Raw genomic sequence first — 26,923 nt, 5'->3', positions numbered from 1 at the left:
ATACAGTTTTAAAGAGGTGTTTTTGAGTTGGTATAAGATAAGGTATTACCTGATCTCTATCTTTTTCATCCCTTCCCTTCCATAAAACACCGGGAAATACATAAGCTCAGCTTTTGCCGGGTTTAGGTTAAACCTGCCGGTATAACGGGGCATTAATGGAATCGTAAATGTATATGAACCGGTTTTCAAATAAGTACAAAATATGCTCACCTTGTTTTTGAAATATTCCCGATGCACTTCATTGTTGCCGTATGGCTGGGGCTTGCTCTCATATGAACAACCAGACGGGATGGGAATTTCAATCATCACATAATCGCCATCAGCTTTTACGTTTACTATCACTTTTAATTCAACAGCTTTTCCTGCTGTAAGCGTATTTAATTTCACTCCGTTTTTCTCAAAAGCCGAAGACACTGTAAAATCGCTTTCCACCCTGGCAGGTTTGCTGTTCCATTGTTGCTGGTAACTTGTAAAATACACAGGTACTACGCCGCTTTTGGTAATCCTTATCGTATCAGAAGGGCTGAACTTTTGAGTAAAGGGAAACTCTGTGATCACAGCCGTTTTGGTGCCGGAAAAATTAAGAGTTGGCTTTGAGTTGATTGATCCTTCTTTAACCAGGTCCGGCAAGATAGCTTCAAGAATCAGCGATGATTCATAAGTGTTCCGCCATCTTCCATCGCGCCGTTTTTCGAAAAAATAGTTTCTTACTTTAGCGAGATCACGCTCATATCCACCCGAAGCTCTCATCATTTTATAAATGCTAATGGTATTATTTACCGAATTATCTAAAAGATAATAACCTTCATTTCCCCAATATATGTTACCCATCATCGTATGATGCGATGTTCGGACAACAGAGTCTAACTCAATGGGAAGACCTGCTTTTTGCCGGAGCGCCATCAATTCCAATGCAGACTGTCGCGGAAGATTGTGCCTGTATTTATTGATTGTATCGAGGTATGATTGATAATTAACCTTTGCTCCCAGTATATGCAGCAATTCCAGCGATGATATTTTTGAAATACTATCCGCTTTCTCAAGATTATAAACCAGATAATTTATCGCAGCAGGTTTGTTTATAGAATTAGGATATCCATTTTGCTCAGCTAATATCAAAGCTTCCAGTACATGTTTGCTTATCCATAATTGCGAACGGTCATTTTTCCACCATCCCCAGAGGTTGTCACTTGAAGTCGCTTTTGTTATCCGGCCGATCAAGTCTTTGATATCGCGTTCTGCTTTGAATTCTTTTGCGAGTAGTTTATAGATAAATTTTTGTTGAAGCAGTGCCTTTAATTTTGAAGCCATCTGTTCATTACAAAAATATGCGTAACTCCGGATCTGCTCAATTTCGTCCAGTAGAACAGGCAATACCCCGGCCTCCGCATGGATGGTTACTTCTCCCGCCGCCACATTGTTAGCCAGGAGAAAAGAAGTGTCTTTATCCAAAGCCACAAACATTCCTGAAGTTTCAAGCACGCCCGCCTTTACTATCTCCAGCTTCCGGTTTTCACCATCCCGGTAGCCATCCGTTTTTTGCAACGAATAGGTGAAGGAAATCGAATCTGCATCCTTAATACCAATAGCAAATGTGTCGATCCTTGAACTGGTAATAGCAAATTGATTTTGTTGGATGATGCTGTCATTTATACTGAACACGCGGGTTATCCGGATTGAGTCAGCCTGGTAGTTTTGAGCTTTGCCAATTATGTTGATTGAATCACCCACAACCAGGAAAGCAGGCAGGCTTAAACTTGCGCTCACTGTCTTAAACGCCCTGATATTTCCGGTTGTAAAACCGGTTCTTTTTTTATCGGCCATAGCAATCACAAATGTTTTCCAGTTTGTAATATCATCAGGAAATGTTGTGCGAAAGCTGGCCGATCCATTTGCATCTGTGCGAAGTTTTGGTTGCCAATAGGCATAATCCCTGAAGTTTTTACGAATACTGTTTTGTGATTGTGGTAACTCCTGCTCGTTTACCTCCACCGATTTTGTTGAGTTTGATGTTATAATAATTACTCCATTTAAACCTGCTGCACCATATAATGAGGCAGCTTCTCCTTTAAGAATATTTATATCTTTTATCAGCGATTTGTCGATGTCTTCCAGTTTTCCCGAATAAGGTAGGCCATCAAGAATGATGAGAGGTGCATTGCCAGAAGTAATAGTCGATCCACCACGTATGCTAACACCAGCAACGCGGCCACTTAATGCATACATTTCCGCGGATTGAGTGATGGCGCCGGTCATCTCTTTCTTTTTTGATGCGCCGTAGCCGACTACAACAACTTCGTTCAAAGCACTGGTCAGTGGTTTCAGGATGATGATTTCACTGAGGCTGGCTGCATTTATCTCGATCCACGTATAACCTATTGCACCAATCGATATCGTACATTGATCCGGCGTTGCCAGCGAAAAAAATCCTTGTTCGTTTGACACGGTGCCAAAAGTAGATCCCTTTATGGAAATGGTGGCGCCAGATACAGGAGTCTTTTTATCGTCCAACACTCTACCCGATACCCGCCGGGTAAAGGTTTTAGGGTCGAGATATACAGTGTTGAATGATTGTTTTATTGCATCAAGATCTCCGGTAGTTTCAAATTGTCTGTATAGACTCTTTTCATCAATGGTATTGGCAATACTCGTACTCAGGCTGTCTTTTCTTTTAAGACGGTTCACATTTACCGTATAATAGTTGATGCCATTTGGCTTTATTATTATCCCTTCTTTAAGAAAGTAGTCATCATCTTTCAGTAGTAAAAAGATCCTGTATTCGCCGGGATCAAAATAACCGAGATCCCGCTCGCTCCCTTTAAACATCAGTATAAAGTCCGAATTGTCTTTTTTGAAGACTATCACCTGCCTGACAAATGGTTCTTTCAATCGTGCATCATGGGTGACCGCTATCCGCAACCTGGCATTATTGTAACCTTTAAATGTTCGGTTCCAGAATAAGTTTTCATTTTGACTACGCTGGTCAAGATAATCGCGCCAGAGGCTGTCTATTTCTTTTTCAGTCATAGCAAGATCGCTGAATTCATTGTCCATATCACCGTTAGAGAGTTCTGTATTTTGAATAAGGGGATAAGGCAGTTGTTTTTGTTTGACAAGGCCTTTGCGTATCTGGTATTGATATGAACCTTCCGCTTCGAAAGGTTGGGTAAATTCGGTCTTTACTACCAGTTCCGCATACTGGTATTTTAGGGGTCCAATCATGAAGTTTTTCGACCTTGAACCAAAGTATCTTTCGATTTTATTTATGGTAAATATTCTATTGTGCTGTTTTATATAAGCCAGGTTTTCGCCATAATTACTCTCGATGAGTATCATGTATTTACTCCACAATGCCGTTTCCTGGAGAGTTAGCTTCGAAGGCATTTTCACGATCCGGACTTTTGGATTTGCGCTGTCGAGAGAAATGCTGAAAACATTTTTCATTCCGAAGACAACCTGAATGCTGTCAACAGAAATTAATGCTTTGTCGGTCCGGATACGAATAGAATGTCTTCCATCAGAAACAGGGAAACTATATCTAGACAGATTCTCCGACCTACTGAAAAACACCGGCTGTTCGTCGATATATAAAAAATGGATCTGTTGTAACTCACCTTTGCTAACCACGAAGGGTGCAATCTGTGTCAGATATCCTGGTGCGGGTTGATGATTGTAGTAAATGCCGGAAGGATGAAGGAACTTATAGTATTCAATGGCATCAAGTTTCATTTCTTTGCTCCACCTGGTCCAGTTTAAAGGCTGTATGAATTCAGTATTTCTTTCTTCTGCCTCATCATAATCATTGATCAGCTTACGGTTGCGGTAGCGTTTACCAAAATATGGGATTGATGGATCCCGGCTGTTTTCAAACTTATTTGTGTATGACCAGGCCGTCAGATCTGCATCTTTTACCGGTTGACCTGAGATATCTGTCAGATTAATTTTTATTTCTGCTGTTTGCCCGGGGTATATAAAACCGGGTTGGTCAACGTTTAACTGCAATTGTTTGTCGTAAAACGGAACAGTATAATCTTTGGTAAACACCCGGTTTCCGTATACATATTGAAGCGAAACAAAATAATTGTTTTTTGTGATTGATTCCAGGTAGATGATGGTATCACCAACTGTTGACCTTTGAACCGGATCTTTGCCAGCGAAAATCGTGTACCAGGCCGGAAGTTGATGAGGATTGCTAAGTTCAATAGATAATGAATCTTTGGTACGAATAACGGCACAGGAGATAAGATTACTGCTATTGTCCAGTTCAAACGAATCCTGTAATTCACCGGAAGATAATTTGTATATTGAAGCGAAGGGGTTCAGCTTAATTTTTGCGGGCAGTTCAATACTTTGTTGCAGGATTGTATCGCCCCGGGTGTTGATCGCCGTTATAAACGTGTTAGATTCCCTCCTTGTGTTTGTATCCGGAACTTCTTTTGTATCCTGGCCTGTATTGGCATCCCGCATTGTTTTATAGCGGTTGATTGTAATCAGCAAACTATCATTAACCAGTTCGAATAAGATCTTCTCATTTGTATTTTCAAAGCTATTTGTGATTGTCTTGTTCCGACTTTCATTGTTAGCGTTTAGAAAATCGCAGGTGATTTTGTAATCCAGGGAAATCGCAGGAAATATAGAATCAGGAATGGAAACACGGGTGTCTCCCATGGGTTCCAGGTTAATTGTTTTTGTAAACAGGGTATCTTTTAGATAAATAGATTCGTCGTGAAACCTCAGGTTGTTATTTTGAATTGGTTCTATAGTAATATCAACCCTTCCATCCAGCACCGGCAAGCCGTTCTCATCACTGGCTTTCAGGTATAAAAAATTTTGTTCACCGCGATGTGTTTTCTTTTTTTCTGTCCGCGCATTGAATGTAATAGATTTCAGTTCGTACTCCTCAAATTCAAAAGTATTCCTCATCACCACCTTGCGTTTCATGGCATATTCATCTTCCTCAAGATCCCCATCGTATTCGTTAACATCGTATTTTGAGCTTTTTGTTTCTTCGAGGGTCAGCAGATATTTTTCATCAAGGTCTAGATCAAGGTCATCGTTTAATACAAAAGAGAATTCATATCCACCCTTAGTGTATGGAGCGATGGTCGACAATATGGTGTCAGTATAAAAATCGGCCCCACTCAGCCTGAGTATCATCTGCCTGTTGACAGGATTTCCTTTTTTTGTGGTGACGAAAGCTTTTAAGCGCACGGTGTCTCCAGCCCTGTAGATGGGTTTGTTAAAAACCATGAAACCTTTGAATTTTGTTTCGTAACCTGTTATATTATCAAAAAAGGTTTGATAGTCATTATAAGAATTGCGTCTTGAGCTGAAGGCTATAAGATATTTTAATGGAAAAGCAGTTTTGATGTCTGACCATAACCTTGCAACGCCTGGTTGTTTCCGATATTCATCTTGTTTGTTGGTTTCAATATCTGCCAAATACAGAATGTTTTTATGAAGCACTTGTAACAAGCCTTTTTTCTTTGTGTTCTTTAGCAGGTAGTAGCGTCCGGCTGAGTTGTAATGAATCACTTTTTTTCCAACCTGAACTTTGGCATCTGGTATCGGGTCGCCGTTTTTTGTATGTAGGTAAACAGCGAGGTCATGATTGTTTTCGATGATCTTATATTCCAGGTCACCGTAGGTTTTCAACTCATAATGAAGCTTACTTTTTATAGCGCTAACCAATAGGTAATTGCCAGGAGATAAATTGGGCATGGAATTATCCGTAAGAAAAGAGTCGGTTTTGTTAGATTGATTGAGATGCTTTTTGATGAGAGCTGCCGTTGAGCGCCTGGATTTAGAATTGTTTTTTAAAGCACTGTTTGTTGTGAATGCAAGCGTTTGACCTGGTGTGATCCGATAGATATATGTATAGGCTCCTGATTTGCGGGTGCCAGACAGGTTATGTTGTGCAAACACCGGCCAGGAAATCAGGCAAACAATTACAAGCAATGTAATTCTCATAAGGCAGTTTAGGGGAAGATGCGATTGCCGGACAAATTACATAAACCGAAAACAAGCCTGTAGCCATTTTATTTTGAACTGGTTGATATTTTATTCTCCATTGTTTGAAAAAATTAAAAAAATGAATTGATAGTGTCAGACAAATGAAATAACTTTTATATATTATTCGAGAGCTCCCCATCAATTTGCCTGCTTTATATCTGCCGTGAGCCAGGTCGTACCACCTCGAGCACCGGAGGCGACAATTGTAGTAATCACTAAACTCATGGATTATGCAAACAAAAAGTTACGCGGCTCAATCTCCTACTGACCGGCTATCCGATTTTATTATTGAAAGAAGAGAAACAGGTCCACACGATGTAAGGATTGAAATTCTTTATTGTGGGGTTTGTCATACAGACCTTCACCAGGTTCGCAACGATTGGGGCTTTTCGATTTATCCAATGGTGCCAGGTCACGAGATCGTAGGCCGGGTAACCGAAGTTGGTGACCATGTTAAGAAGTTTAAAGTAGGTGACATAGCCGGGGTTGGATGCCTGATCGATTCCTGTCGCACATGTGATAATTGCATTATCGGCGAAGAACAGTATTGCTTCAATGGGTGGACAGCAACTTATAACAGCCTCGACATGGACGGCAAAACTCCCACTTTCGGTGGATACTCAAAGGAAATTGTAGTGCAGGAAGATTTTACTTTAAGGGTTTCGGATAAACTGCCTTTGGGACATGTTGCTCCTTTATTATGCGCTGGCATTACTACCTATTCACCATTAAGAAGATTCAAAGTTGGCAGAGGCCAGAGGGTTGGCGTATTGGGATTAGGTGGACTTGGTCATATGGCAGTGAAGTTTGCCGCATCATTTGGAGCAGAGGTTACTATGATAAGCCGCACCGCGTCTAAAGAAGCGGATGCAAAAGAGCTCGGCGCCCATAACTTTGTGCTTTCCACAGATGAAACAGCAATGAAAAATGTTGCCAACTATTTTGATCTGATCCTGGATACAGTTGCAGTGGCACACGATTATGAAATGTACCTGGCATTGCTGAAGCCAAAGGGAACCCTGGTTTGTGTCGGCATTCCTACTGATCCGATTAAAGTCTCAACACTTGGAGTAATATTTTATGGAAGAATTGTTGCCGGATCACTGATCGGTGGCCTTCCCGAAACCCAGGAGATGCTTGACTATTGTGCGGATCATAATATCACTGCCGATGTTGAGATTATCAATATGAAGGATATTAATGAGTGTTATGAAAGACTGATCAGGGGCGATGTACGGTATCGGTTTGTGATTGATATGGCAACGCTGTGAATACAAAATAAAAGCTGTTCCAGGTACTGAAACAGCTTTATTAACCTACGGGTTTAAAAGACATCACTGAAGTTGGAATTGATCATAGATTGTTATCTCGCCTTGATAGAAAATGACTTGTTTGAAGTCCTTGTCTTTCATAATGTTTAAGAAATAACAATGCATAGTGCCTTCCTGTATGTCATTAATGCAGGTAATGGTATAGCCTTTGAATTGTCTTTTTACTGTACCGGCAACTCTTTTGTCCAGCTTATCCGCATTGTAGGTTTTGATTGTACGGAACCATCTGCCTTTGTTGTCATAAGTGATCCTGGTAGCCACATCATTTTCTTTGTAATAGGCAAGGATGGATTTCGCGTTACTACTCCACCGCACTTCAGCAGATGTTTTGTAGTTCTTTTTAAAATTCCGTTCAGCTTTTGCTTTGGACACTACGGCTTTGGCATTCGCTTTTGCTTCTGCCACGGAATTAAAATTTTCGGTGGCCAGGGTTGTCGAAAGTGTGCGCAACTGGGCATTTGCCATGCTATGGATTAACAAGCCGAAGATAATCATGATGGCGATTGAGCAAATAAACTTTTTCATGTTTTGTGATTTTTAAGTGGTTAAATTATTGTTTGATTTCATTGTAAATGTCACCCCTGGGAGGAGCGATTCCTATCGATGATAAGACCTATTGTTGAAGGGTGAAATACACCCTTCACCGGGTGTTTCTCTTGATATTAACAGGTGTAATCACGGGAAACGTTAGAAAAGACTCGAAACAGGGGAAGCAGCGTTTTATTGCAATGTCACTTTACGAGGGCCGCATAGATCTACAGCTTTGATTGCGTTAATAGTGATTATGCTCAATTTGTTTTATAATGCGGTTTTAGGTAGATTTAAGAAGGTGTGTACCCGTTCATCTACAATTATTAATAAAATAGGTGTTTTCCTCGTTTTTGATACCTGATCTCGAGTCTATATTTAACTCATAGTTTATTCAATCGCTTCCCTGCCTTATTTTTTCAAGATACCTGCTTTGCGTTATTCAATATTTAAATTGATTCGCAATTTTTCTTCGTCAGTAACATTCAACAAATAACCTTATAAACAAACAGTATGAACCAGCCAATAAAAGTCGCTCTTGTTGATGACCATGTTCTGCTTCGAAAGGGTTTGGCAGACCTGGTCCGCGGCCTCGATTATGAAGTGTTGTTTGAAGCTGATAATGGGATGGATCTGGTAGCAAAGCTGGATAAGGACAATCAACCGGATATAATTCTGATGGATATAAATATGCCAAACAGGGATGGATTCGAGTCTACTCTTTGGTTGAAAGAAAATTATCCCCTGGTGCGCGTGCTCGCTCTTACTATGTATGAAGATGAAGATTCGGTAATCAGGATGATAAGAAATGGCGCCAGGGGTTATGTGGTTAAGGATATAGAGCCACAACATTTGAAATACGCGATAGATGCGATTTATTCAAAAGGGTTTTATTATTCTGACCTGGTAACCGGCAAGCTGGTTCATTCACTTTGGGATAAAGATGGTTCAGAAAAATCCGAGTACAATGTTTTCAGCAAACTGAATGACAGGGAAATTCATTTTCTAAAATTGGCAACTTCCGAAATGACTTATAAGGAAATTGCTTCTGAAATGAACTTAAGTGTTCGTACAATTGATGGATACAGGGATGCACTGTTTGATAAACTTAATATAAAAAGTCGTGTAGGCCTTGTGTTATTTGCAATCAGACATGGGATTGTTCGGGTGAATTAGAACTTCAATCATTAGAAATTCTATTGACAACAAAACTAAACCTTGACAAATGAATAAGATAATCTGGCTGGCTTGTCTTCTGCTTATTCATAGCACTTGTATCAGCCAGTCAACGTCTTCGCTGGTCGGCAAATGGAAGTTATTTTGTTTATCGGATGACGAAATATATTTTAATCTGAAAACCGATTCATTTTCTGTTTCTGATGAAATAAAGTTGACATACCCCGAACCGGAAAAGCAAAAACAATTGGTTAATATTCAAATTGTAATGTGGCAGAACATGCAATATCATTTTGGTAACGACGGAAAGTACAAAGCTTTCCTTAACGATTCCTTTCCATTGGACGAGGGGAAGTACAGAGAAGATAAAAAAGGTGGAATACTTGAGTGTGACGCCATTGGCGACGATGGAATAATTCGAACTGAAAAGATTAGTTACCGGATCAAAGATCAGTATTTGCACCTTAAAATGGCTTGGACGGATCGACCAGTGGTATTTATTTTAGAGCGAATGAAATGATTGTGTAAAAATTGTACGATAATTCATCATCTTTAGAATGCATAGTGTGTCAGAAGCCGGAGATGTTATCGCGATTGGCATGGAAGGTTGAATACCGTATAGTTAAACCGGCATTTCGATGGAGATTGTGGTGCCCAGGCTTACTTCGCTTTCAATAGAACAGGCCGCCTTTAGCAACACACACCTGTTGCGGATATTTTTTAATCCATTGCTGTTTAAAGTGTCATCTGATAATTCAAAACCAACACCATTATCGGTTACCTGGACAGACAATAAGCCTGGTTTCACAAACAATGCAACAACTACTTTTGAAGCCTGTGAGTGTTTGATAATATTCTGAAAAACTCCCTTCATTATTCTCATAATAATTACCTGTTTTTTGTTCTCGATCGGGAGCGTTTCGACATTTGATTGAAAGTCGATTTTGAATGTGCCCGGCTTCGCAAGCTCTGCACATTCGGTTCTTATCTGGTCGATCAGATCGATACGTGAAAATGATTCTGTTTTAATCGTTCTCGACAAATCTCTCAGGTCGGCAATTGCTTTGCTGATCAGCGTTTTTGTTTCGTTTGTCTTATTTTGAATGGAAGTTTCGTTGTCAAAGTTGATGGTCCTTAAGTTGAGATTAGCCAGCGCCAGGGTTTGTCCGATATTGTCATGTATTTCTTCGGAGATATCATTCAGTGTTTGTGTCTGTATCTGTTCTTCTTTGGTTCTTTGTAATTCTTTTTCTGACCAATACCTGTAGATAAGTGCCATGCTGACCACCAATGTTTCCAGGATGATCCCAATATGGAAGGTAGTGGGCGGAAACAGAAATGATAAAGTACTTGGGAAATAGAGCCGCTGAACTGAGCCTATCATAAATAACAAAGAGCCCGCCAAAATAAATAATGCCCCGGTGAACCCCCTCCTGACGCAATAGATACAATTAATGATGATCATACATACCCCGATAAAGACGCTGAGCTTGGCCCAGCTGAATACAGCTGAATGCAACCGGTAATCATGGCTCAACGCAAATACAAATGCATGAACAATCGCGGCGCTCAACACGTTTATTTTTAAAAAAATGGATAGCCGGTATAACTTTTTGTTATGGCTGAGCACGGGTTTTAAAAAGCGTTGTGCTACATGCATCAATACTGCAATAGCTAATGCGCCGATAGTCATATAGGGAGTTAACCGAAAAGCCAGCTCGGAATCCAGGCCGAGGAACTGCTGATCAAGGTGGTCATTTTTTAGTACAATAACGAATAGTAAAGCTATATACAGCGCATACCATAGATGGAGCTTTTCTTTCAGCGCAACAAACAAAGCAATGTTAAGAATGAAAAGCAGAATCAGCAGGCCTTCTATAATACCGAAAACAAAATAGATTTTGTTTGCAAAGATGGAAAGCTCTCTTGGCCTTAAGAGCGCAAATCCAAACGATTTATATGCATTGCTTGCGTCGATGCTTAGATAAAGTGTGTCTACACTTTTCGGATCAAGCGTGAATGGAAACACATGATGAGTGAATTGATAGCTTCGATCGCGGAAACGATATTTAAGACCTGTGTGTGCTACATCTTTCCAGGCTCCATTAATCTGCTGGTACAAATGGCCGTCATTCAGACCAAATGGTGCCATTAACAACATCAGGTCTTTTTTTGTATCAGGCGTATTCCTGACAGTGATTCTGAACCAATAATAGTAGGGATCATAATTAAACACCATCACCGTGCTTCTAAATGATTTTTTAAAGTTTGATTGGGATCTGAGGACTGAATCTAAAGAAACCTGTTTTGTTGTTTGAAGGTAATAGACGTATTTGGTTACAGGGAACCGGGTAGTGCTATCACATATCGTCACATTAATTGCCTGCCCGAGGCAGAATAGTTGAGCCTGGCCGAAGACTATTATCAGCAATAAAGTTTTTATAATAAATGTTTTGATAACACTCATATTAGTTGTTCCTCGAGTAGTGGTTCTGTTGGAATTATTTCAAAATAAACTTCAAGGCCCGGATCCCTGGCATAAAAAAATAAGCTCCTCCGACTACTGTAGTGAATTCGGGTACATTTTTATACCTGTTTCTGACAATGGCCTGGGGAGTTGTGAATTCATGACATTCCCTTTGATCCGGTGTTGGTCTCGGAGATATGATGGGATCAACTTCATTGTTTAGTTCCGCGAAGGATGACGTGTTTGACCACACGCTTTGAATAAATTCAAATTGCCTGCTTAAGTCCGACACAAAACACATAAAATGAATGCCCCTGTTAATATTTGTTTTTGCATTTTCATTGGGTATCCATTTGCTTTTAAAGGCATTGTTCTTAGCAGTTTTTAAGATTGACTCAGCCTTCAGCTCCTTGCCCAATGGCTCACCATAAATTCTTCCCCTGCGCAGAATCCGGTGTTTTTTTGACATAGCAAGTGAAAGATTGCTATCACCATCGCGACCGGCATGTACCTGGTCACGCGGGTTAGTTCGTCTCACATGGGCACCAAATGGGCAACCTGTACCAGCTTTGTCAGCCTCATAATACAGGAAATTGTTCAGGTCGTGATCAGGTTTGCAAGGCAGTTCGGGACAAACGGCGAGCGACTGTCCTTCGGGCCAGCGTCCGACCATTTTCGCAGCAAGCTTGATTGCCTTAGCATCAGGATCAGCTGCAATTTCCTTTGAAGAAGTAAAAACGAAATGATAAAAACTTTCAACATGTTGTTCCATCTGCCTGAAAACAAGGTATGATCCGTTTTTTCCGAGATCCTTCCTGGTATTGAATCCCAGAACAGGATCGAGGTCAGTCTTCATGCCATTTTCTTCGAACCATGGACTTGGAGAAAAACTCCCATATTCATTTTTATGACCCAGGATGATATCACCCGGGTTCAGCAACTGCTCTTTTGAAGCTTCGGCTGATTTTTTGAATCCCTTGATAATTGGTTGCGAAATTCCATCGCTGAATCCAAAATGCTCTCTTATTGCTTCTTTTGGATTGTAAGGATATGTTTCTGCATTATAAACCAAGCTTAGACCTTTTTGCAAACTCTCGTAACAATCTGTCCTTAATTTTTCAAGGGCTTCTTTTGTTTCAGCATACAGCAACAAAATGGCATCGACGCGTTGATCTTCATTTCCCCAATGCCAGTTTTTGGGATCACTGGATTTAACATCTCCAAGCAGGATTGATCTTTCCCTGATTTTTTCTCCGGGGTTATGAGGATCGGGATAACTGAAGCTCATTCCCTCTATGAACTCGCGTGAAAAAGTAGAAAGGATATTTTCTGCTAATCCTAATTGCTTCAACCCTGAACTGGTAAAAGCAATTTGAACAGCTTTTTTGTCATCAAAATAATTAGGCGGTGCACCAGTCTTCGGTTTATTTGAGCTTGTGATAAATGAATCAGCTAAAAGATTAAAGTATTTTTTTGCCTCAGTGCCATCTTCTATTCTCAGTAACAGGAATTGAGCAGCGGGCAGCGACTTGTATCCCCGCCTGATCAATCCCTGTACATCATTAATTTGTTTATCCATTTCCAAAAAAAATGAACTTAGATCTTCTGGTTTGTTTTGAGAATGGTTCATAACTGCTGGTTTAGTGGGGTTTGCAATGATTTCACTATAAATCATAGATACACTATAATAATCTTAACCAGTTTAGCGCTTCCTGTTCATTCATTTCTTTATACAATCCGTTGCGTATTTGTCGATTTCTAAGTATCTGGTCGATTGTGAGCTCAGAGTCATGGACGTACCAAAGATCAGTGGGATGCTGATGAGTATGGATAACATTCATATACCCTTCGGGATCTTCAGTAATGCCTCCCTTCCTTAAGTATTTTGCATCCGGGAATCCTTCGCCATGGGTGAACATAAAATTAACTCCCTCCGGGGTTTTGCCGTTTAAGAATTCACGGACATAGAAGTCTGTAGTGTTGGAATAATTTGATAAAAACAGCAGTCTTTTATGGTTATCGATTGCCAGCCACCGGAGGCTACTCACTGTAGGCACCTTCATCAGGTAACAGCTATGAAGATTGATAATCTTTAATGCTGTTGAGTAGAAAGCTCTGCGTAATGCTCCTTTTTTCAGTGGTGCCGCAGCCGTCATTTCATTGATAATGGGACGAAGTTGAGTGGCTGTTACCTGTCTTACATGATCATCCGGTGGGCGGTCTGCTGTATTATGTTTTGACCTCGCGATAAAATAAATCATACCAAATCCAACAATAATTGTAACAGCAATCACAGCGATTAAAACTGCAATACCCAGCAGAATTGACATAGGCCATCCCGAAGATTCGCGATTAATGATCACTGTAGTTGCTATGATGGCTAAGGCTAAAAAGCCAACCAGTATAAACGCCCTGTTTTTTGATAAAAATTCTACGAGGTTGTCCCGGGCTGGTTTCATTGCCCATTTGAATTTGTCACCCCTGGATTTGAGGTGTAGTTGGATGAGCGTTTTGACATCGAGGGCTTTTTTGTGAACGGTAGAGTTAGATTCCTGTACATTATCGAGATAGTCTTCTATTTCTTTTCTTAATTCTTTTTCATTTTTCACATCTTGTTTTGTGATGCAGGTATATCTTGAACCAAAAGCACCTCCCTGGCTATGCGATTTGATAAAAGAGATCAGTGCATCATCATTTATTGACTCTCCATCAGGGAAACCCACACAGTTTTTAAAGATCTGGCATAGACCGGTCTTGCTGGTTTTAACTAATTCTTCCAGGTGTTTCTTAAGAGGGCCGGAGTAAGTTGTTGCAAATACAAGAGTAGATGGAAGAGTTTCACCATTATAATTTTGAACAGGAAGAATCACGCCTGAAACAACTAATGTCGTTTCGGAATTTTCAAAATCACAAAGCTTGTTATTGTTGTCATGCTGATCGGAATCCTCTGCAGGGGAATTTGTATCAGTTCCCTGCGGTAGAGGCTCGTTGCTATGATGATTGGTATTCCGGGCTTCGGACTTAGCGATGCTGTTATTCAGACTCCTTAAGAGAGCCCGCAGTTCAGGCGATCTGCCATCTTTGATAGCAACCGCTACGGTTAGTCCGGAGTGAAGCCTGTGCATAATTTTTGAGGTTGGTTTTAAGGAATGATTCTGATAAAAATTAACGGGATGGGATTATGGACGGTTTAACCAGGTGGTGGAGATTTGATTGAAACAGATGTCTGTTTGTTAAGACAGAAGGGCAGGAATTAAGCCTGCTGGAGTTTTCAGAGTGTAACGATAAACAAGCTGTTTTCAGAACGAAACTATCAGAAATTCAAGGGGATTAAGACCGTGTTTTCACCTTTTATTTTACCGCCATTTACAATGATCATTGCAGTTATAATCAACGAAACGCGTAGCACAATTTATGAATTTAAAAGATTTGCCGGTAGTATTATTTCAGCATGAGCTTACCAAGGCCCGGTTAAAGATTGCGGAACTTTCTGCAAGGAGTGCCGAGCTGGAGATTTATGAATCTGTTTGTCAAAACCTGGTGATGGTTCATTTCAAATTAGCTTCTATCCCGATTTTGGAACAATCAACAGTTGATCTTAAAGAGCTTTCGGGGCTTATCCTCCAGTCGGTCCGCGATTTGAGAAAACTTTCAAAAACATGTTACGCCGCTTCAGATATAGAAAGCGAAGCGCAACTTCGGGATCTGCTTAAAGTCGCTAATTTTGTTTTGAAACTAGGCATATCCAATATCAGGATGAAAGGGATGTTCGGGAGATTGACAAATACAGACTTCCTTTACTTATTTCTGATCCTTCACAACTTGCTTGTTATCATAACTAAGCAGAAACGAAGGTTGAATTCAATTTGTGTTTACGGTTCTGCTTCGGATGTCAGATGCGTCATTAGTTATGCTGGTTTGCCATTAAATATTGGTAGATTGACATCTGCGTCACCCAGCCTGGGTTCGCCATATCTGAAGACAAATTTCAAGCTGCTGAAAAGTTTTGACGGAAAGGTCATGGCTGGCAGGTCAATTACCAGGAAAAAATGTGTGCAATTGGTGATCCCGATGTTAAGGCATGTTCATGATTAGCGCCGGCCAGGGTCATGGGCACCTTAATTTTGCATGAAGCTCATCATATTTACATTCTAACTAACCTGGACATCTCTCCAACGGGCATCCGGAGTTTCTTCATGATAACGTTTTGAAGCCACGGCCTCTAATATCAGATATATAGCAATCGCGGTAAGTGAAATCCATTCGGCCAGTAGAATGCTTATTATTTTTGAAGGTATGAGTGCCAGTATCATTGCCAGGACAGTAATCATTGCCAGGATTATAGATATGATCCTGTTCTTCCTCTGATGCAAAAAAGCGATGACAATCACATTACCTACAAAAAACAAAATGGTAAACGCATAATGCCAAAACGGCCTTTGATGTTGGGGATTTAATATAACCGCAATTAAAAAGACTCCTAAGGCAATATTATACCATCTTCCGTTATGGTTTGTTTTTAAATATTTTTCACATTTGAAATATACAGCGCCATTGAAAATAAATAACATTGCTGCCATACAATACAATATTCCGAATATGTAGCTATTCGAGCTATATACATAATCGCTAAGGCTGGCTCTGAATCCTAATTTGTCTTTACAGATCCTGGACGTAGTATCAGGATCATAGCCACAATCTGCATTATCCAACTCAGCTATTTTCGCAGACGGTGGTTTGTTAGGATAAAAAGTGTCCTTGTCGCTCCACCTCAATAACAATGGGATCAAAATGCAGATGCATGCGATCACCACCTGGAAGGCACGGAATGTTTTAAGATCATCACGCAGAAACTTGGTGACCATTTTATTGAGATCATACATATTGTTTAGAATTAATTATCAATAAATGATACTAGCCTCGGTTATAATTACAAGCAGTTTTGAAGTCATTGTATGAATTATCCGTCTAATTATACTGGCTTGAAAACTTTGGAATAGTGTTTTGGTCTAAAGTAATATTTTACTAATTGTAGGTTCCCTGTTAAGCGCTGGCTTTAATATGCAGAGTCAACCCTAACGCAGTATGTTTTTGATCAAAACCTGTTAAAGCCGAAGCACAAATTAGTGTTTTTTGTTCTGGGTTGATGTGCAGTATTCGGCATATCATTTATAGCAGTTAACACGCATATACTTTTGGTCACGTGACAAAAAGTTATTATATTAATATAGGAATTGATCCTTCTTTATTCTTAGTGAACTCATAAAATTCAGGATCAAAATCACACTTTGTTGATGACTGATAAGTAGCGCAATCATAATTCTTATTATTATGGACAAGCTAACTTGTGTCATTATTGAAGACAATCGGATTGACGCAGAATTTCTTGCATCATTTATCACTAGGTATGATTTCTTACTACTTAAACAAAGCTTTGGGAATGTATTAGAAGCCAAACCATTTTTGGATCAATTTAATCCCGACGTTCTTTTCCTCGATATTGATATGCCATTTCTGAATGGTATGGATTTTTTCAAAATGATTTCGCCAGCTCCAGTGTGCATTTTTGTTACAGCCCACAGCGAATTTGCCTGGGAAGGATTTGAGTCGCAAGCATTCGACTTTATTCTGAAACCTTTGAAAGATGACAGATTTAGAATATCCATGAATAGACTTAAAGAATACATTAGTTTGCGTAAAAGGGCAGACATATATGATTCTCAGGTCAACGAATATCAAATTGTTGTCAAAGATGGTTATACTAAATATCAAATCAACTTTGATGATATTTTATACATTGAAGCTTTGAAAGATTATAGCAAAGTTGTCACCGTTTCCAGCTCTATAATGACACTTTCTAAATTGAAGCATTTAACGGAAAGACTTCCTAATGACAAGTTCATCCGGATCCATAGAAGTTATACTATTTCTAAAAATAAGATTGTAAAAAAGGATTCCAACGATGTCTGGGTTGCAGGGGTGAAGTTACCTATAGGCAAAACATTCAGAACTAATTTAAATATGATTTTATGAGATGGATTTATGTCATACTTGCATTTATTATTTTAGCTTGTAATTCTTCGCGTCCTGGTAATGTCGAATTTAACGATACAACAAAGTTGTGCGCAGATGAATCTTTTAACAAGGACACAGTCTGCGGGAACATCCCAACATTTAATGCGGATGGCTTCCGTTTGAGTGGAGAAATTATGGTTAAATTATCTGGCGTTAAGAGTATCCCAATTCAAGAGATGTTTAAAAAGTTAGCATCAATCGCAAGGCTGAAATTTACCCCACGAAAAAACTTAACGATTAGACTATCAGTTTACCATAAAACCTTCGAATCCCTGTCAATGGATTTTATAGCAAACAGCAATGGTGAATATCTTTCAGAAAACGCAGGCAAAAAAATAGTCGATGAGCAGCTGGTCGAAAGTTTCAATGCCACGACTGACTCTGCCTTCGATCAAGAATTCATCAAAATATTGTTTAGTACCATTCCAAGTATTCCCTTTAAACCAAAGTAATTGAAACTCACGGGAATCTTATTGTTCACTTGTTTGCTGACCTGGCAGTCATCAAACGGTCAGCTTCCTGCTACCCTTTTAGGTGATAGCTTAATGAATCTCCAAAGGTTCGACGAAGCAATAGTTGAATATAGTAATTTAATAGAGCATAAGAAGATTGATTCACTGGATTTAGGTAATGCTTATCTACGAAGAGGAAAGTGTTTAGTTCTTCAAGACTTCAATGATAAAGGAATACTGGATTATTTTACCGCGTTAACAATCTTTGAGAAAATTAATTTGCCTGAAAGAATTGCGGCAGCTGCGTCGAATATCGGTGCAGTTTTCTTCACTAAAAAAGATTATGCTAATGCTGACAAATATTTCCGGCGTGCTTGCGGGAACTATCTGGACCTCAAGGATTCTTCATCAGCCGCGACCACTCTAAACGATCTGGCAATAGTTTTACATAAACATGGCAATTTTAAACAAGCAGTAGCTACTCATTTATTGGTTTTAAACAGCTATCAGACTCATCTTACTAAGGAGTCCAAATTGGATCACCTTCTTAACCTCGGCGCTTCATACATAAAGCTGAATATGGACAGTGCCTTGTATTATTTCAGACTTGTGGAAGGGGAGGCGAGCAGGTCCCTGGACAGTGTCACTTTAATCTATTGCTATAATAATATAGGCGAGATATTAAATAAACAGGGTCTTCATAAGGAGAGCCTTAAATATTTTTTGAATGGACTGGATTTGAGTTTAAGGCATGGCGATTCAAGTAATCTGGCCGTGGCTTACTCTAATCTTGCAGAAGTTTATAATAATTTAAATGACTACGGAAATGCATATAATTATTCTGCGAAATCTAATGTACTATCAAACAAAATTTATGATGCTCAGCTTGCCTTATCAAGGTCTGAGCTTTCGGAGAAATACGAGTCAGACAAAAAAGATGCAACCATAAAATCCCAATTATTGGAAGCCAATCTTCGGGAACGTAATCTGGTCTATTTGGTAGTGGCGCTTGGTTTAGCGATCAGCCTGATCTCAGTGAGTATTTTCTTTAATAGAAGAATAAGAAGACGAAATAATATGCTAACATCCCAGAACAATGCTATTGTTGCATTGAATACTAAATTGGATGAATCAAATCGCGTAAAAACTACGCTATTTTCAGTAATTGGTCATGATATCCGGGGTCCTATCAGCAATATCTACTCATTCTGCGAAATGACGCGAGGGAAGTCGTTAGAGCAAGTTGATCTTGCGTTAGATACGATTGCCAAAAAAAGTGAGGCTTTACTTGATACGTTAGAGGACCTTCTTATTTGGAGCAGGTCACAATTGGATCAATTTGAATTTTTAAATGGAAGCATTGACCTTGATCTCCTGATCAGGGAAATCCTTCATATTGTTGAGCCGATTGCGGATGATAATCATGCAGAATTTGAATATCGCCCTGCGCAGGGGCTAAAATTAAGTACGGACAGGGAGATGTTGAAGATTGTTGTTCGCAATATCTTACAGAATGCTGTCAGCTACTGTGAAAATGATACTGTTATATTGGTTCTAACGACGGAAGAATCGGGGATGATCAAAATTGAAGTGTCAAATACAAAAGACAATAGCCTTCAGATGCTGAGTGAATCCCATAAAATTGCCACTGGGTCAAGGGCTCATGGTTTCGGACACCAACTCATATCAGAATTTGTTAAGAGGCTTAATGGCGATTTGGAATTTCAGGATTCGGATCTCGTCTACAAGGTGACTTTAACGCTGCCCCAATTGTATGATGAGTCTCAGCAAAAAGATGATGAGCCAGGACATAAATTAAGCCCTGGCTCATCAATTCGTCAACTTTGAATTAGTACTTCTTAACGACAATTTTTGTTAATAGTGTAATTTTTGAAGTTTGATTTGCAAATCCACTTTCAGTTAATTTCATTTCCTTCGTGAATGATATAGCATCTCCCGATTTCATTGCCTGTATGTCACGAGATTCTGTGGACAAATCAAATTTCAACTGATTTGAGTTGTTTTCGTCATATTCCGGGGTATGCAAAGGCTCCCAATCAAAGAATCTTTGCTCAAAATTCAGAATGGTATTACTTACCTGCTGTTTAGTAAGACCGTCCAGAACCTTAACCTTAATATTGTCCGAATCCGTCTGATTAGCCCGCAGGGATATGGGGTCTCCTTTTTTGATACTGACGATATTGATGTCCAGGATTTTATTTGTTCCATTGATATTAGCAGAACGGACTTTCAGGGAACCCCAGATATCTTCCTTATTGTCACCAAATCCCTCGAGCACCTTAGTAACCTTGACCCCTTTCCAATGCACCTCGACCTTGTATTTCGCAACGTTAGTAGATATTAATTCATCATAACTGCCAACCGATCTGACTGAAAGTAACGCATTGTCGGAAATTCTGCGGAGAACATAGTGTAAGGGCACGGCCGTTGTTTTGTCCGAAAGCCGGCTTGCTGATGGTGATTCGATATAGTTTGCAAGTGATTCTTTAAATTTCACAATGTCGCTGAATATCCGGTTGCCGAACCCAGCTTCTCCGCCATATACCGCAGCATGAAAGACGCTTGCTGTATTCCTTAAGCTTATATCGGTTTCACCTGAAAACTTTGATCCCAGTTCAATACCTGCAAATTCTCCACCAGTAACTGTTGCACCCAGCGCCGCTGACAACGCCGCGTGGATTTTGTTTTCAGATTCCATCGATCCAATAATAACTAATATTCTTCTTCCATATGCCACCGATTCAACGTAAGCGCCTTGTGTGCATAATTTGTGATCGCCTGCATGCTCGAATAATTCGTTGTGATGCGTTAAAACTTTTATTGTATACATCGGCTGGAAATAATTATACATAAAATATTTCATTCCAAGCAAATTCGCAGTAGAGACGTTTCCAGATAGACCTGCGTTTATATCAGCTGGGATTCCAAACTCTTCCAGGGGTAAAAAAATGCCTTGTCTCACACTTAAACTTGCGCTGAGTTGAATGGTAGATTTAAGTTTTGTAATGTCACCTAAGACCTTTGCAGGGAAATACGCTCCGTGATTTCGATTAAGCAAAGTCCGGGTGATTTCAGGATCTGGACTTCGTGTAAGATCAGTCACCTTAAGAATGTTCAATTCTTGATTCGTTGAAGTGGATATGTCTATTCCCAGATCGAAAGCTTTCCTCCTGGGGCTTTCAAAAGCTGACATTCCCGGCGTGAGCAATGAGTTAATACTAACAAACTGACCCGGATATATTGACAAGCTGGTACTATACAAATCGAAGTCCTCACCTGTGCAGAAGTCCACTTTCATCGGTTGGATTTCCTTATTTATATCACCATTAGCTACAATTTTGGATGCGCCATTTTGTTGAAATGCAGGACCTGCGGATTTCAATCCAATACCTACTTCGACAATATCTCTGCCGTTCACCTGTTTGGCAAGAACTTTGGGTTCCTGAGACTGATCTTCTGAAATCTGGTTTCTTTTTAAGTCTGCAAAATACCATTCAAAACCGCCCGTTGGGATTGTAGTTGATTTTTGAGCGCGATATTTCGCTCTGATTGAATTGTTTGACATAAATTTAATTTTTAATTATTGAAGATGTTGTTTCGAATGAAGGGAGTTAATTAGTAAGACTGATCTTTATCTTTGATTTTAGTAGCTTACCTCATTACCTTTTTGAATTGAGAGGTGAGTTCGTCACGAGAGTACAGATCAACCCAAGGATGCCCTACTATCTCTAGCGTAATTGTGTTGTTATGCTCTATTGCAACAAATTCAATAAGGATGAACAATGCCTCCTGAACGCCTGACATCCGATTGATCCCATTGGTTTTACCATATAAGGTGGCGACAATTGGATCTGGCTCATCCTTATAAACTGTACCTGTAACAGTTCCATTATTATTTGTTAATTGCATAATATGAAGTTCTCCCAGGACGATTCCTGTGTAAATGCCATTAAAACTTTCTTGTTGTGACGGCACTTGTCCGAATGACATTATTGCTATCAGCATTGCAACGATTTTCGGGATAATTAAAATTGACTTTTTCATCTTGTTTGATTTTGAAGGTTTACATTTAGTGACTATTCATCGCCTGCATTTATTTGCAAACGATACTGCGCATTGACCGAGCGAGATTGGGGTCACCTGTTTTGTTCAATTCCGCGGTTAATTGATTTTGCTAAGCGACTGACCTATTTTTGCTTGAATCTTTGTCGTATCAAAGATGGGGTCGGCATGAGCCTGTACTTAGAGTTAATCTATGAACGATAGTAAGAACTCTATAAACGTAAATCTGGTAGTAAGCTTCCCCGACCCATCATTAACACTTTTCGAGATCTTGACAAAAGATTCGGGTATCACATTTGGAGGTTGATTTACAGAATATAAGGAAGGTAGGAAGTGATAATTATATCACTAATCGGAAACTTAGTAGCATTATCAAATCTATATCGAGATATTTTTTCGCCTCTTAAATTCCTAATCGATATGAATTAAATACAGTCAAATTTCTTAACTTACTTAAAGAGGCCTAAAGCCTAAACCTATGCCCCATAACGATACATCGCAACCTTCTCTGAAGCCCGTTTGCTTCATGATTATGCCTTATGGCACCAAGCCTACCATGACAGATGTGCCAGGCAATCCAGCCACAATAAATTATGACGAGTTATGGGAAAAGACTTTTCGACCACTTATTGAGGATGATCTTGGTTACCTGGCAATCCGTGCAGACCAGGATCTTGGCGCTTTGATTATAAAGAAAATGATTGAACGCCTGGCTTTATCTGATCTTGTAATTGCCGAGGTAACTACTTCCAATGCAAATGTTTATTACGAAATAGGTGTAAGGCATGCGGCAAAAAATACCGGCTGTGTGCTCATCAGTGCAGATTGGTCAAAACAAAATTTTGATCTGAACCAGATAGCCCAGGTAAGGTATCCGCTGAGTGAAGGAACTATCAGCGACAATACCGCGAGTTTGGCAAGAGACACATTAAAAATAGGAGTGATTCCCATGATCAATGGTACTTCGCCGGTTTATGAATGTCTTCCAGGTTATCCCGGCCAGGTAAAAATTGAAAATATTGAAGCATTTAGAAAACAGATGGATGATCTTTCGGTATTCTCTGCAGAGTTGAAGAATATTCGTTTGATGGCACAAGATAAAAGAGCTGCATCTACACAGCAGCTGATTGATAAGTATAAAAAGCTAACTGCAATTATGCCCTTGATCAGCATGGAAATAATTTATCTGCTCAGGGACAATGCTGATTGGGAAAACCTGGTAACCTTTATTGATACCTTGTCTGAGCCTTTGAAAAGTGCACCGGTTGTACAAGAGCAACGGAGCCTGGCAAGATCGAAATCCGGTGATCATCTCCAGGCGATTGCAGTTTTAGAGGATCTTGTAAAACGTTTCGGGGATACTTCGGAACGGCAGGGTCTTATCGGCGGCAGATATAAAAAATTATATAAGGACTCAAAAGATTCTGCCCATCTTAATAAAGCAATAAATGCTTATGACCAGGGTATGAGACTTGATCTCAATGATTTTTATCCATCCAGTAACCTTTCCAGACTCTATCAGACCCGTAACCGGCCTGGTGATTTTGAAAAAGCAAAAGCCGCCGCTACCGTTACCTTAATTGCTTGTGAGAGGGCCCGCAAACTTGATCCTTCTAATGAGTGGTTGTTGCCCACATATCTTGCAGCTGCTTTTGATTCGGGAAATGTAGAAAAGGCAACCGAGCTATACAATGAAATGTCAGATACCGGGATACAGCCATTTAAAAGAGACGCCGTTGTCGGGGATCTGGAATTGGCTATTCAATTGCATAAAGATCCTGCGATTGCAGATGATCTTCAGAAGTTGTTGAACGCGATCAAGGAGTTAAAACATTAATGACTTGAAGGCATAAGCATAATACGAATAGCATTAACAGATGGGGCATTCATAGTGACTCCGGATTATTATAAATATTGTAAAAGCATTTTAGCCGCGGCCTTAATTTGAACAAGATCCTTATCGATATCAGCTTTTGTAAGAAAATAGAAAGGAGTAAATGTCTGCCTTTTGATCCTGGATAATCCTTTAAAGGGCTGGCCGGCTTTCCAGGTGGCATTTGCAAACCGCGCAAAGACCTGCAATTCTTCCTGGTTTAATGAATCGTTTATTAAGGCTTTAAGCATTTCTGAAGGCAATCTATCGCTGGTTTTTACAAAATAGTTTAGCCCGCATTCCAGGGCATAAAAACCAGCAATACTTCCGGCAATCTTTTGGCTCATTGTGCTTTTACGGATCGTAGAATCACCCCAGTCATTGGGATTTTGCTTTTGTCCCTGGGTCGCAGCATAAGACGAATCGATATATGTGGCCATCTCAAAAGCATAGGCCGTATCCTGTAACAACGATCGCAACTTTTGCATCTGAACATGGTTCGAACTGTCTGCAACTGACTTCATTGTTTCCCACAATTTTCTTCCTGCGATTTCAACCTGGTGATAATCTTTTTTAATCTCGTCTTCCGGAAGAAAATTTGCGATCATAAAAATCGGGCGCTTAATTCTCTCGAATCCTCTGAAAGGCTGGCTTGCTTTCCAGGTTGCGTTTGCAAAACGATTCAGTATAAGTATCTCAGCAGAATCTATTTTGCCCTCCAGCATTGCCTGCAATACTGAAGTGAATGGTCTGTTCGAAGTTGCACTGATAAAACCTATCCCGCACTCCAGGGCATAGAATCCTGCTATATTGGTAGCAATCATCTCGTCTTTTTCAGAAATAAAAAAAAAGCTGGTATCATCCTTCGCACTGATAAATTCCTGCGGGTTTTCACCGACTCCAATATAATATGCCGAATCAAGGTTGGCTGCCATGAGATATGCAAACTCCTGATCTCTTAGCAAGGAATCAATCACCGACAATTCTTTGATAATATTTTCATTTTTCTTGTTGTCCATTTCGTTGCTTGATTTGCAGGCTAAGCATTCCATGAGGATAAACGCGACCAGCAACAATTTTGTTAATCTCATAAAACAGGTATGATTATTAAAAGGTAGAAAAGCTGTAAGGGCCGTACTGATTGAAAGGGTACAAAAACTCAACTTGCCTACCTGGTTATAAAAAGATCGCCGGTATAAAGATATTTGTTTCATATAAACAAACGGAAAACGTTGTTTAAAGAAACATAATACAAATTTACAGAACAGCATACATGGTTCCTGGTTTCAAACAGGAATTAATAAGATTTGTTTGCCATCGCTCCGGAAACTGTTTTGCGGGTTGTTCCAGGAAGGATAATATCGAAAGAATTATTCAAAATTTCTGTCTGTATACATCGATGGAGTGATTATAAAATTTAACTTTAATCAAGTCAGTTCCTTGCAGCTTCTAATTGTTTTATTATGGCAGTAAGTACTTCCAATGATTCTTCTCAAAGAAAGCGGTGTTTTGTTGTTATGGGTTTTGGTACAAAAACCGATTATGCTACCGGGCGTAAACTTGATCTCAATAAATCATACAGACTACTAATAAAGCCGGTGGTTGAACAAAAAGGACTGATATGTATTCGTGCAGACGAGATCAGGCATTCGGGCGCGATCGATGTTCCAATGTACCAGGAGCTATTAAAGGCAGACGTTGTAATTGCCGACCTGTCAACAGCAAATATGAATACATTCTATGAACTGGGTATAAGACATGCGCTCAGACCCAGGACCACGATCGTAATTTCAGAAGATAAACTTGCATATCCTTTTGATCTAAATCATATTAATATTACACCCTATACTCACCTGGGTGAAGGGATCGAGTACGAAGAAGTAGAAAGGTTCCGAAAATTGTTGGGAGAAATTTTACAAACTGTATTAGACCGTGAGTCGGCTGATAGTCCTGTTTACACATTTTTAAATGGCCTAACGCCACCAAGGCTCGAGGAGGAGATAGAAAAAGCTGTGCAAAGTGAAAGAAGATCAAAGGAAACACAAGTGTCGGCTTCCGGAACGGGCGAGACAAGAGATAAACCCAGGGATGAAACTTTGTCCCTGCTGATCGAAAAAGGTGAAGAAGCGCTCGATCAAAAAGACTATCCCCGTGCAAAAGTATTGTTTGAATCTGCGCACAATATTGGGAAAGGGGAGTCCTCTAATATATCATCGGGGTATGATTATGTAATACACAGGCTCGCACTCGCGGTTTATAAATCCGAAGAACCGGATCCTGTCTCCGCTTTGCAGAAAGCCCTTCAACTATTGGTACACCTCGATTTAGCTCACACCAATGATCCGGAGACGGTGACTATAGCAGGAGCCATAGAAAAAAAATGGTATGATATCAGCGGTAACGAAGAACATCTCAGTAACGCGATTTTATTTTATCAAAGAGGATATTTTTTGTTGAATAACAGATATAACGGCATTAACCTGGCTTATATGTTGAATTGCCGTGCAAACTCAACGCTTTGCGTTACTAAAGAAGAGCAGATTGCAGATCTTGTTAATGCCAGCCGGGCCAGGGAAAGGGTAATTTATCTATGCGACAAAGATCTGGCTAAGATTGAGGAGCGTAAAAACAGGGAATCCCAGGAGAAAAATGCTGATGAAGAGTTTTTAAATCAACAGGCACTTGATACAGAACAAAAGTTTTGGATATCCGTCAACAAGGCCGAAGCTTATTTTGGCCTGGGCATGTTTGAGCAATATGAAAACGGCAAAAAACTCGCCCAATCCATAGAACATAAACCCTGGATGATGGAAAGTTTTGAAGGCCAGATAAACAAACTCAGGAATTTGTTGTTGGTAAATGGTAACCTGATGAACCCGGCCTGGCAAGAGCCAGATCAGCGTCTATCTAAGTAATTAATATCTTA

At 39.8% G+C, this 26,923-nt stretch carries 18 protein-coding genes; 9 read left to right on the top strand and 9 right to left on the bottom strand.

Features of this window, described 5'->3' with window-relative positions:
• Nucleotides 1-45: 45 nt before the first annotated feature.
• Nucleotides 46-5,970: an alpha-2-macroglobulin family protein gene (locus VK664_RS06635; RefSeq protein ID WP_461397844.1), complete on the bottom strand. Its 5,925-nt coding sequence runs from the start codon at nucleotides 5,968-5,970 to the stop codon at nucleotides 46-48.
• Nucleotides 5,971-6,242: 272 nt separating this feature from the next.
• On the opposite strand from VK664_RS06635, the gene VK664_RS06630 reads away from it, so the two are divergent.
• Entirely contained in the window at nucleotides 6,243-7,283 is a 1,041-nt protein-coding gene (locus tag VK664_RS06630; RefSeq protein WP_461397843.1) for an NAD(P)-dependent alcohol dehydrogenase, read from the top strand.
• Nucleotides 7,284-7,346: 63 nt separating this feature from the next.
• Here the strand turns inward: VK664_RS06630 and VK664_RS06625 are convergent, their stop codons facing one another.
• Nucleotides 7,347-7,868: a hypothetical protein gene (locus tag VK664_RS06625; protein ID WP_461397842.1), complete on the bottom strand. Its 522-nt coding sequence runs from the start codon at nucleotides 7,866-7,868 to the stop codon at nucleotides 7,347-7,349.
• A 516-nt stretch (nucleotides 7,869-8,384) separates the two neighbouring features.
• Between VK664_RS06625 and VK664_RS06620 the strand changes: the two genes are divergently transcribed.
• Both VK664_RS06620 and VK664_RS06615 read left to right on the top strand, forming a co-directional pair.
• Nucleotides 8,385-9,047, top strand: coding sequence for a response regulator (locus tag VK664_RS06620; RefSeq protein WP_461397841.1), 663 nt, complete (start codon nucleotides 8,385-8,387; stop codon nucleotides 9,045-9,047).
• 49 nt (nucleotides 9,048-9,096) lie between these two features.
• Nucleotides 9,097-9,567 carry a hypothetical protein gene (locus tag VK664_RS06615; protein WP_461397840.1) on the top strand — a complete coding sequence of 157 codons (471 nt, stop codon included), beginning with the start codon at nucleotides 9,097-9,099 and terminating at the stop codon, nucleotides 9,565-9,567.
• A 102-nt stretch (nucleotides 9,568-9,669) separates the two neighbouring features.
• Here VK664_RS06615 and VK664_RS06610 read toward each other — a convergent pair whose 3' ends face one another.
• Genes VK664_RS06610 through VK664_RS06600 form a run of 3 tightly spaced genes read right to left on the bottom strand, consistent with a single transcriptional unit; the run spans nucleotide 9,670 to nucleotide 14,639 of the window.
• Complete coding sequence (locus VK664_RS06610; RefSeq protein WP_461397839.1) at nucleotides 9,670-11,514, bottom strand: sensor histidine kinase; 1,845 nt, start codon at nucleotides 11,512-11,514, stop codon at nucleotides 9,670-9,672.
• A 34-nt stretch (nucleotides 11,515-11,548) separates the two neighbouring features.
• Nucleotides 11,549-13,144, bottom strand: a complete 1,596-nt coding sequence (locus VK664_RS06605; RefSeq protein ID WP_461397838.1) for a Dyp-type peroxidase — start codon at nucleotides 13,142-13,144, stop codon at nucleotides 11,549-11,551.
• A 52-nt stretch (nucleotides 13,145-13,196) separates the two neighbouring features.
• The gene (locus VK664_RS06600; RefSeq protein WP_461397837.1) at nucleotides 13,197-14,639 is read right to left on the bottom strand and encodes a hypothetical protein; all 1,443 of its coding nucleotides are present in this window, start codon (nucleotides 14,637-14,639) and stop codon (nucleotides 13,197-13,199) included.
• 289 nt (nucleotides 14,640-14,928) lie between these two features.
• On the opposite strand from VK664_RS06600, the gene VK664_RS06595 reads away from it, so the two are divergent.
• Nucleotides 14,929-15,609: a hypothetical protein gene (locus tag VK664_RS06595; protein ID WP_461397836.1), complete on the top strand. Its 681-nt coding sequence runs from the start codon at nucleotides 14,929-14,931 to the stop codon at nucleotides 15,607-15,609.
• Nucleotides 15,610-15,665: 56 nt separating this feature from the next.
• Here the strand turns inward: VK664_RS06595 and VK664_RS06590 are convergent, their stop codons facing one another.
• Nucleotides 15,666-16,397 (bottom strand): DUF7103 family protein, encoded by a 732-nt coding sequence (locus VK664_RS06590; RefSeq protein ID WP_461397835.1) that lies wholly within the window; start codon nucleotides 16,395-16,397, stop codon nucleotides 15,666-15,668.
• A 448-nt stretch (nucleotides 16,398-16,845) separates the two neighbouring features.
• Between VK664_RS06590 and VK664_RS06585 the strand changes: the two genes are divergently transcribed.
• From VK664_RS06585 to VK664_RS06575, 3 genes are read left to right on the top strand one after another with little or no spacing between them, the layout of a single operon-like run.
• Nucleotides 16,846-17,547 carry a LytR/AlgR family response regulator transcription factor gene (locus tag VK664_RS06585; RefSeq protein WP_461397834.1) on the top strand — a complete coding sequence of 234 codons (702 nt, stop codon included), beginning with the start codon at nucleotides 16,846-16,848 and terminating at the stop codon, nucleotides 17,545-17,547.
• Entirely contained in the window at nucleotides 17,544-18,041 is a 498-nt protein-coding gene (locus tag VK664_RS06580; RefSeq protein WP_461397833.1) for a hypothetical protein, read from the top strand. Before VK664_RS06585 ends, VK664_RS06580 begins: the two co-directional genes overlap by 4 nt.
• On the top strand, nucleotides 18,042-19,889 hold the full coding sequence (locus tag VK664_RS06575) for a tetratricopeptide repeat protein (RefSeq protein WP_461397832.1): 1,848 nt from the start codon (nucleotides 18,042-18,044) through the stop codon (nucleotides 19,887-19,889).
• A 1-nt stretch (nucleotide 19,890) separates the two neighbouring features.
• Here the strand turns inward: VK664_RS06575 and VK664_RS06570 are convergent, their stop codons facing one another.
• The gene (locus VK664_RS06570; protein WP_461397831.1) at nucleotides 19,891-21,627 is read right to left on the bottom strand and encodes a thiol-activated cytolysin family protein; all 1,737 of its coding nucleotides are present in this window, start codon (nucleotides 21,625-21,627) and stop codon (nucleotides 19,891-19,893) included.
• 86 nt (nucleotides 21,628-21,713) lie between these two features.
• Nucleotides 21,714-22,106, bottom strand: a complete 393-nt coding sequence (locus tag VK664_RS06565) for a hypothetical protein (protein ID WP_461397830.1) — start codon at nucleotides 22,104-22,106, stop codon at nucleotides 21,714-21,716.
• A 496-nt stretch (nucleotides 22,107-22,602) separates the two neighbouring features.
• On the opposite strand from VK664_RS06565, the gene VK664_RS06560 reads away from it, so the two are divergent.
• Entirely contained in the window at nucleotides 22,603-23,961 is a 1,359-nt protein-coding gene (locus VK664_RS06560) for a TRAFs-binding domain-containing protein (protein ID WP_461397829.1), read from the top strand.
• Between the two features lie 68 nt (nucleotides 23,962-24,029).
• Here VK664_RS06560 and VK664_RS06555 read toward each other — a convergent pair whose 3' ends face one another.
• Nucleotides 24,030-25,088, bottom strand: a complete 1,059-nt coding sequence (locus VK664_RS06555; protein ID WP_461397828.1) for a hypothetical protein — start codon at nucleotides 25,086-25,088, stop codon at nucleotides 24,030-24,032.
• Nucleotides 25,089-25,460: 372 nt separating this feature from the next.
• Between VK664_RS06555 and VK664_RS06550 the strand changes: the two genes are divergently transcribed.
• Entirely contained in the window at nucleotides 25,461-26,912 is a 1,452-nt protein-coding gene (locus tag VK664_RS06550) for a tetratricopeptide repeat-containing protein (RefSeq protein ID WP_461397827.1), read from the top strand.
• Nucleotides 26,913-26,923: the final 11 nt, after the last annotated feature.

The sequence above is a fragment of the Flavitalea sp. genome (genome assembly GCF_035489435.1).
Taxonomy (GTDB): Bacteria; Bacteroidota; Bacteroidia; order Chitinophagales; family Chitinophagaceae; genus DATHKG01.
This window is presented reverse-complemented; position numbering and strand designations above follow the sequence as displayed.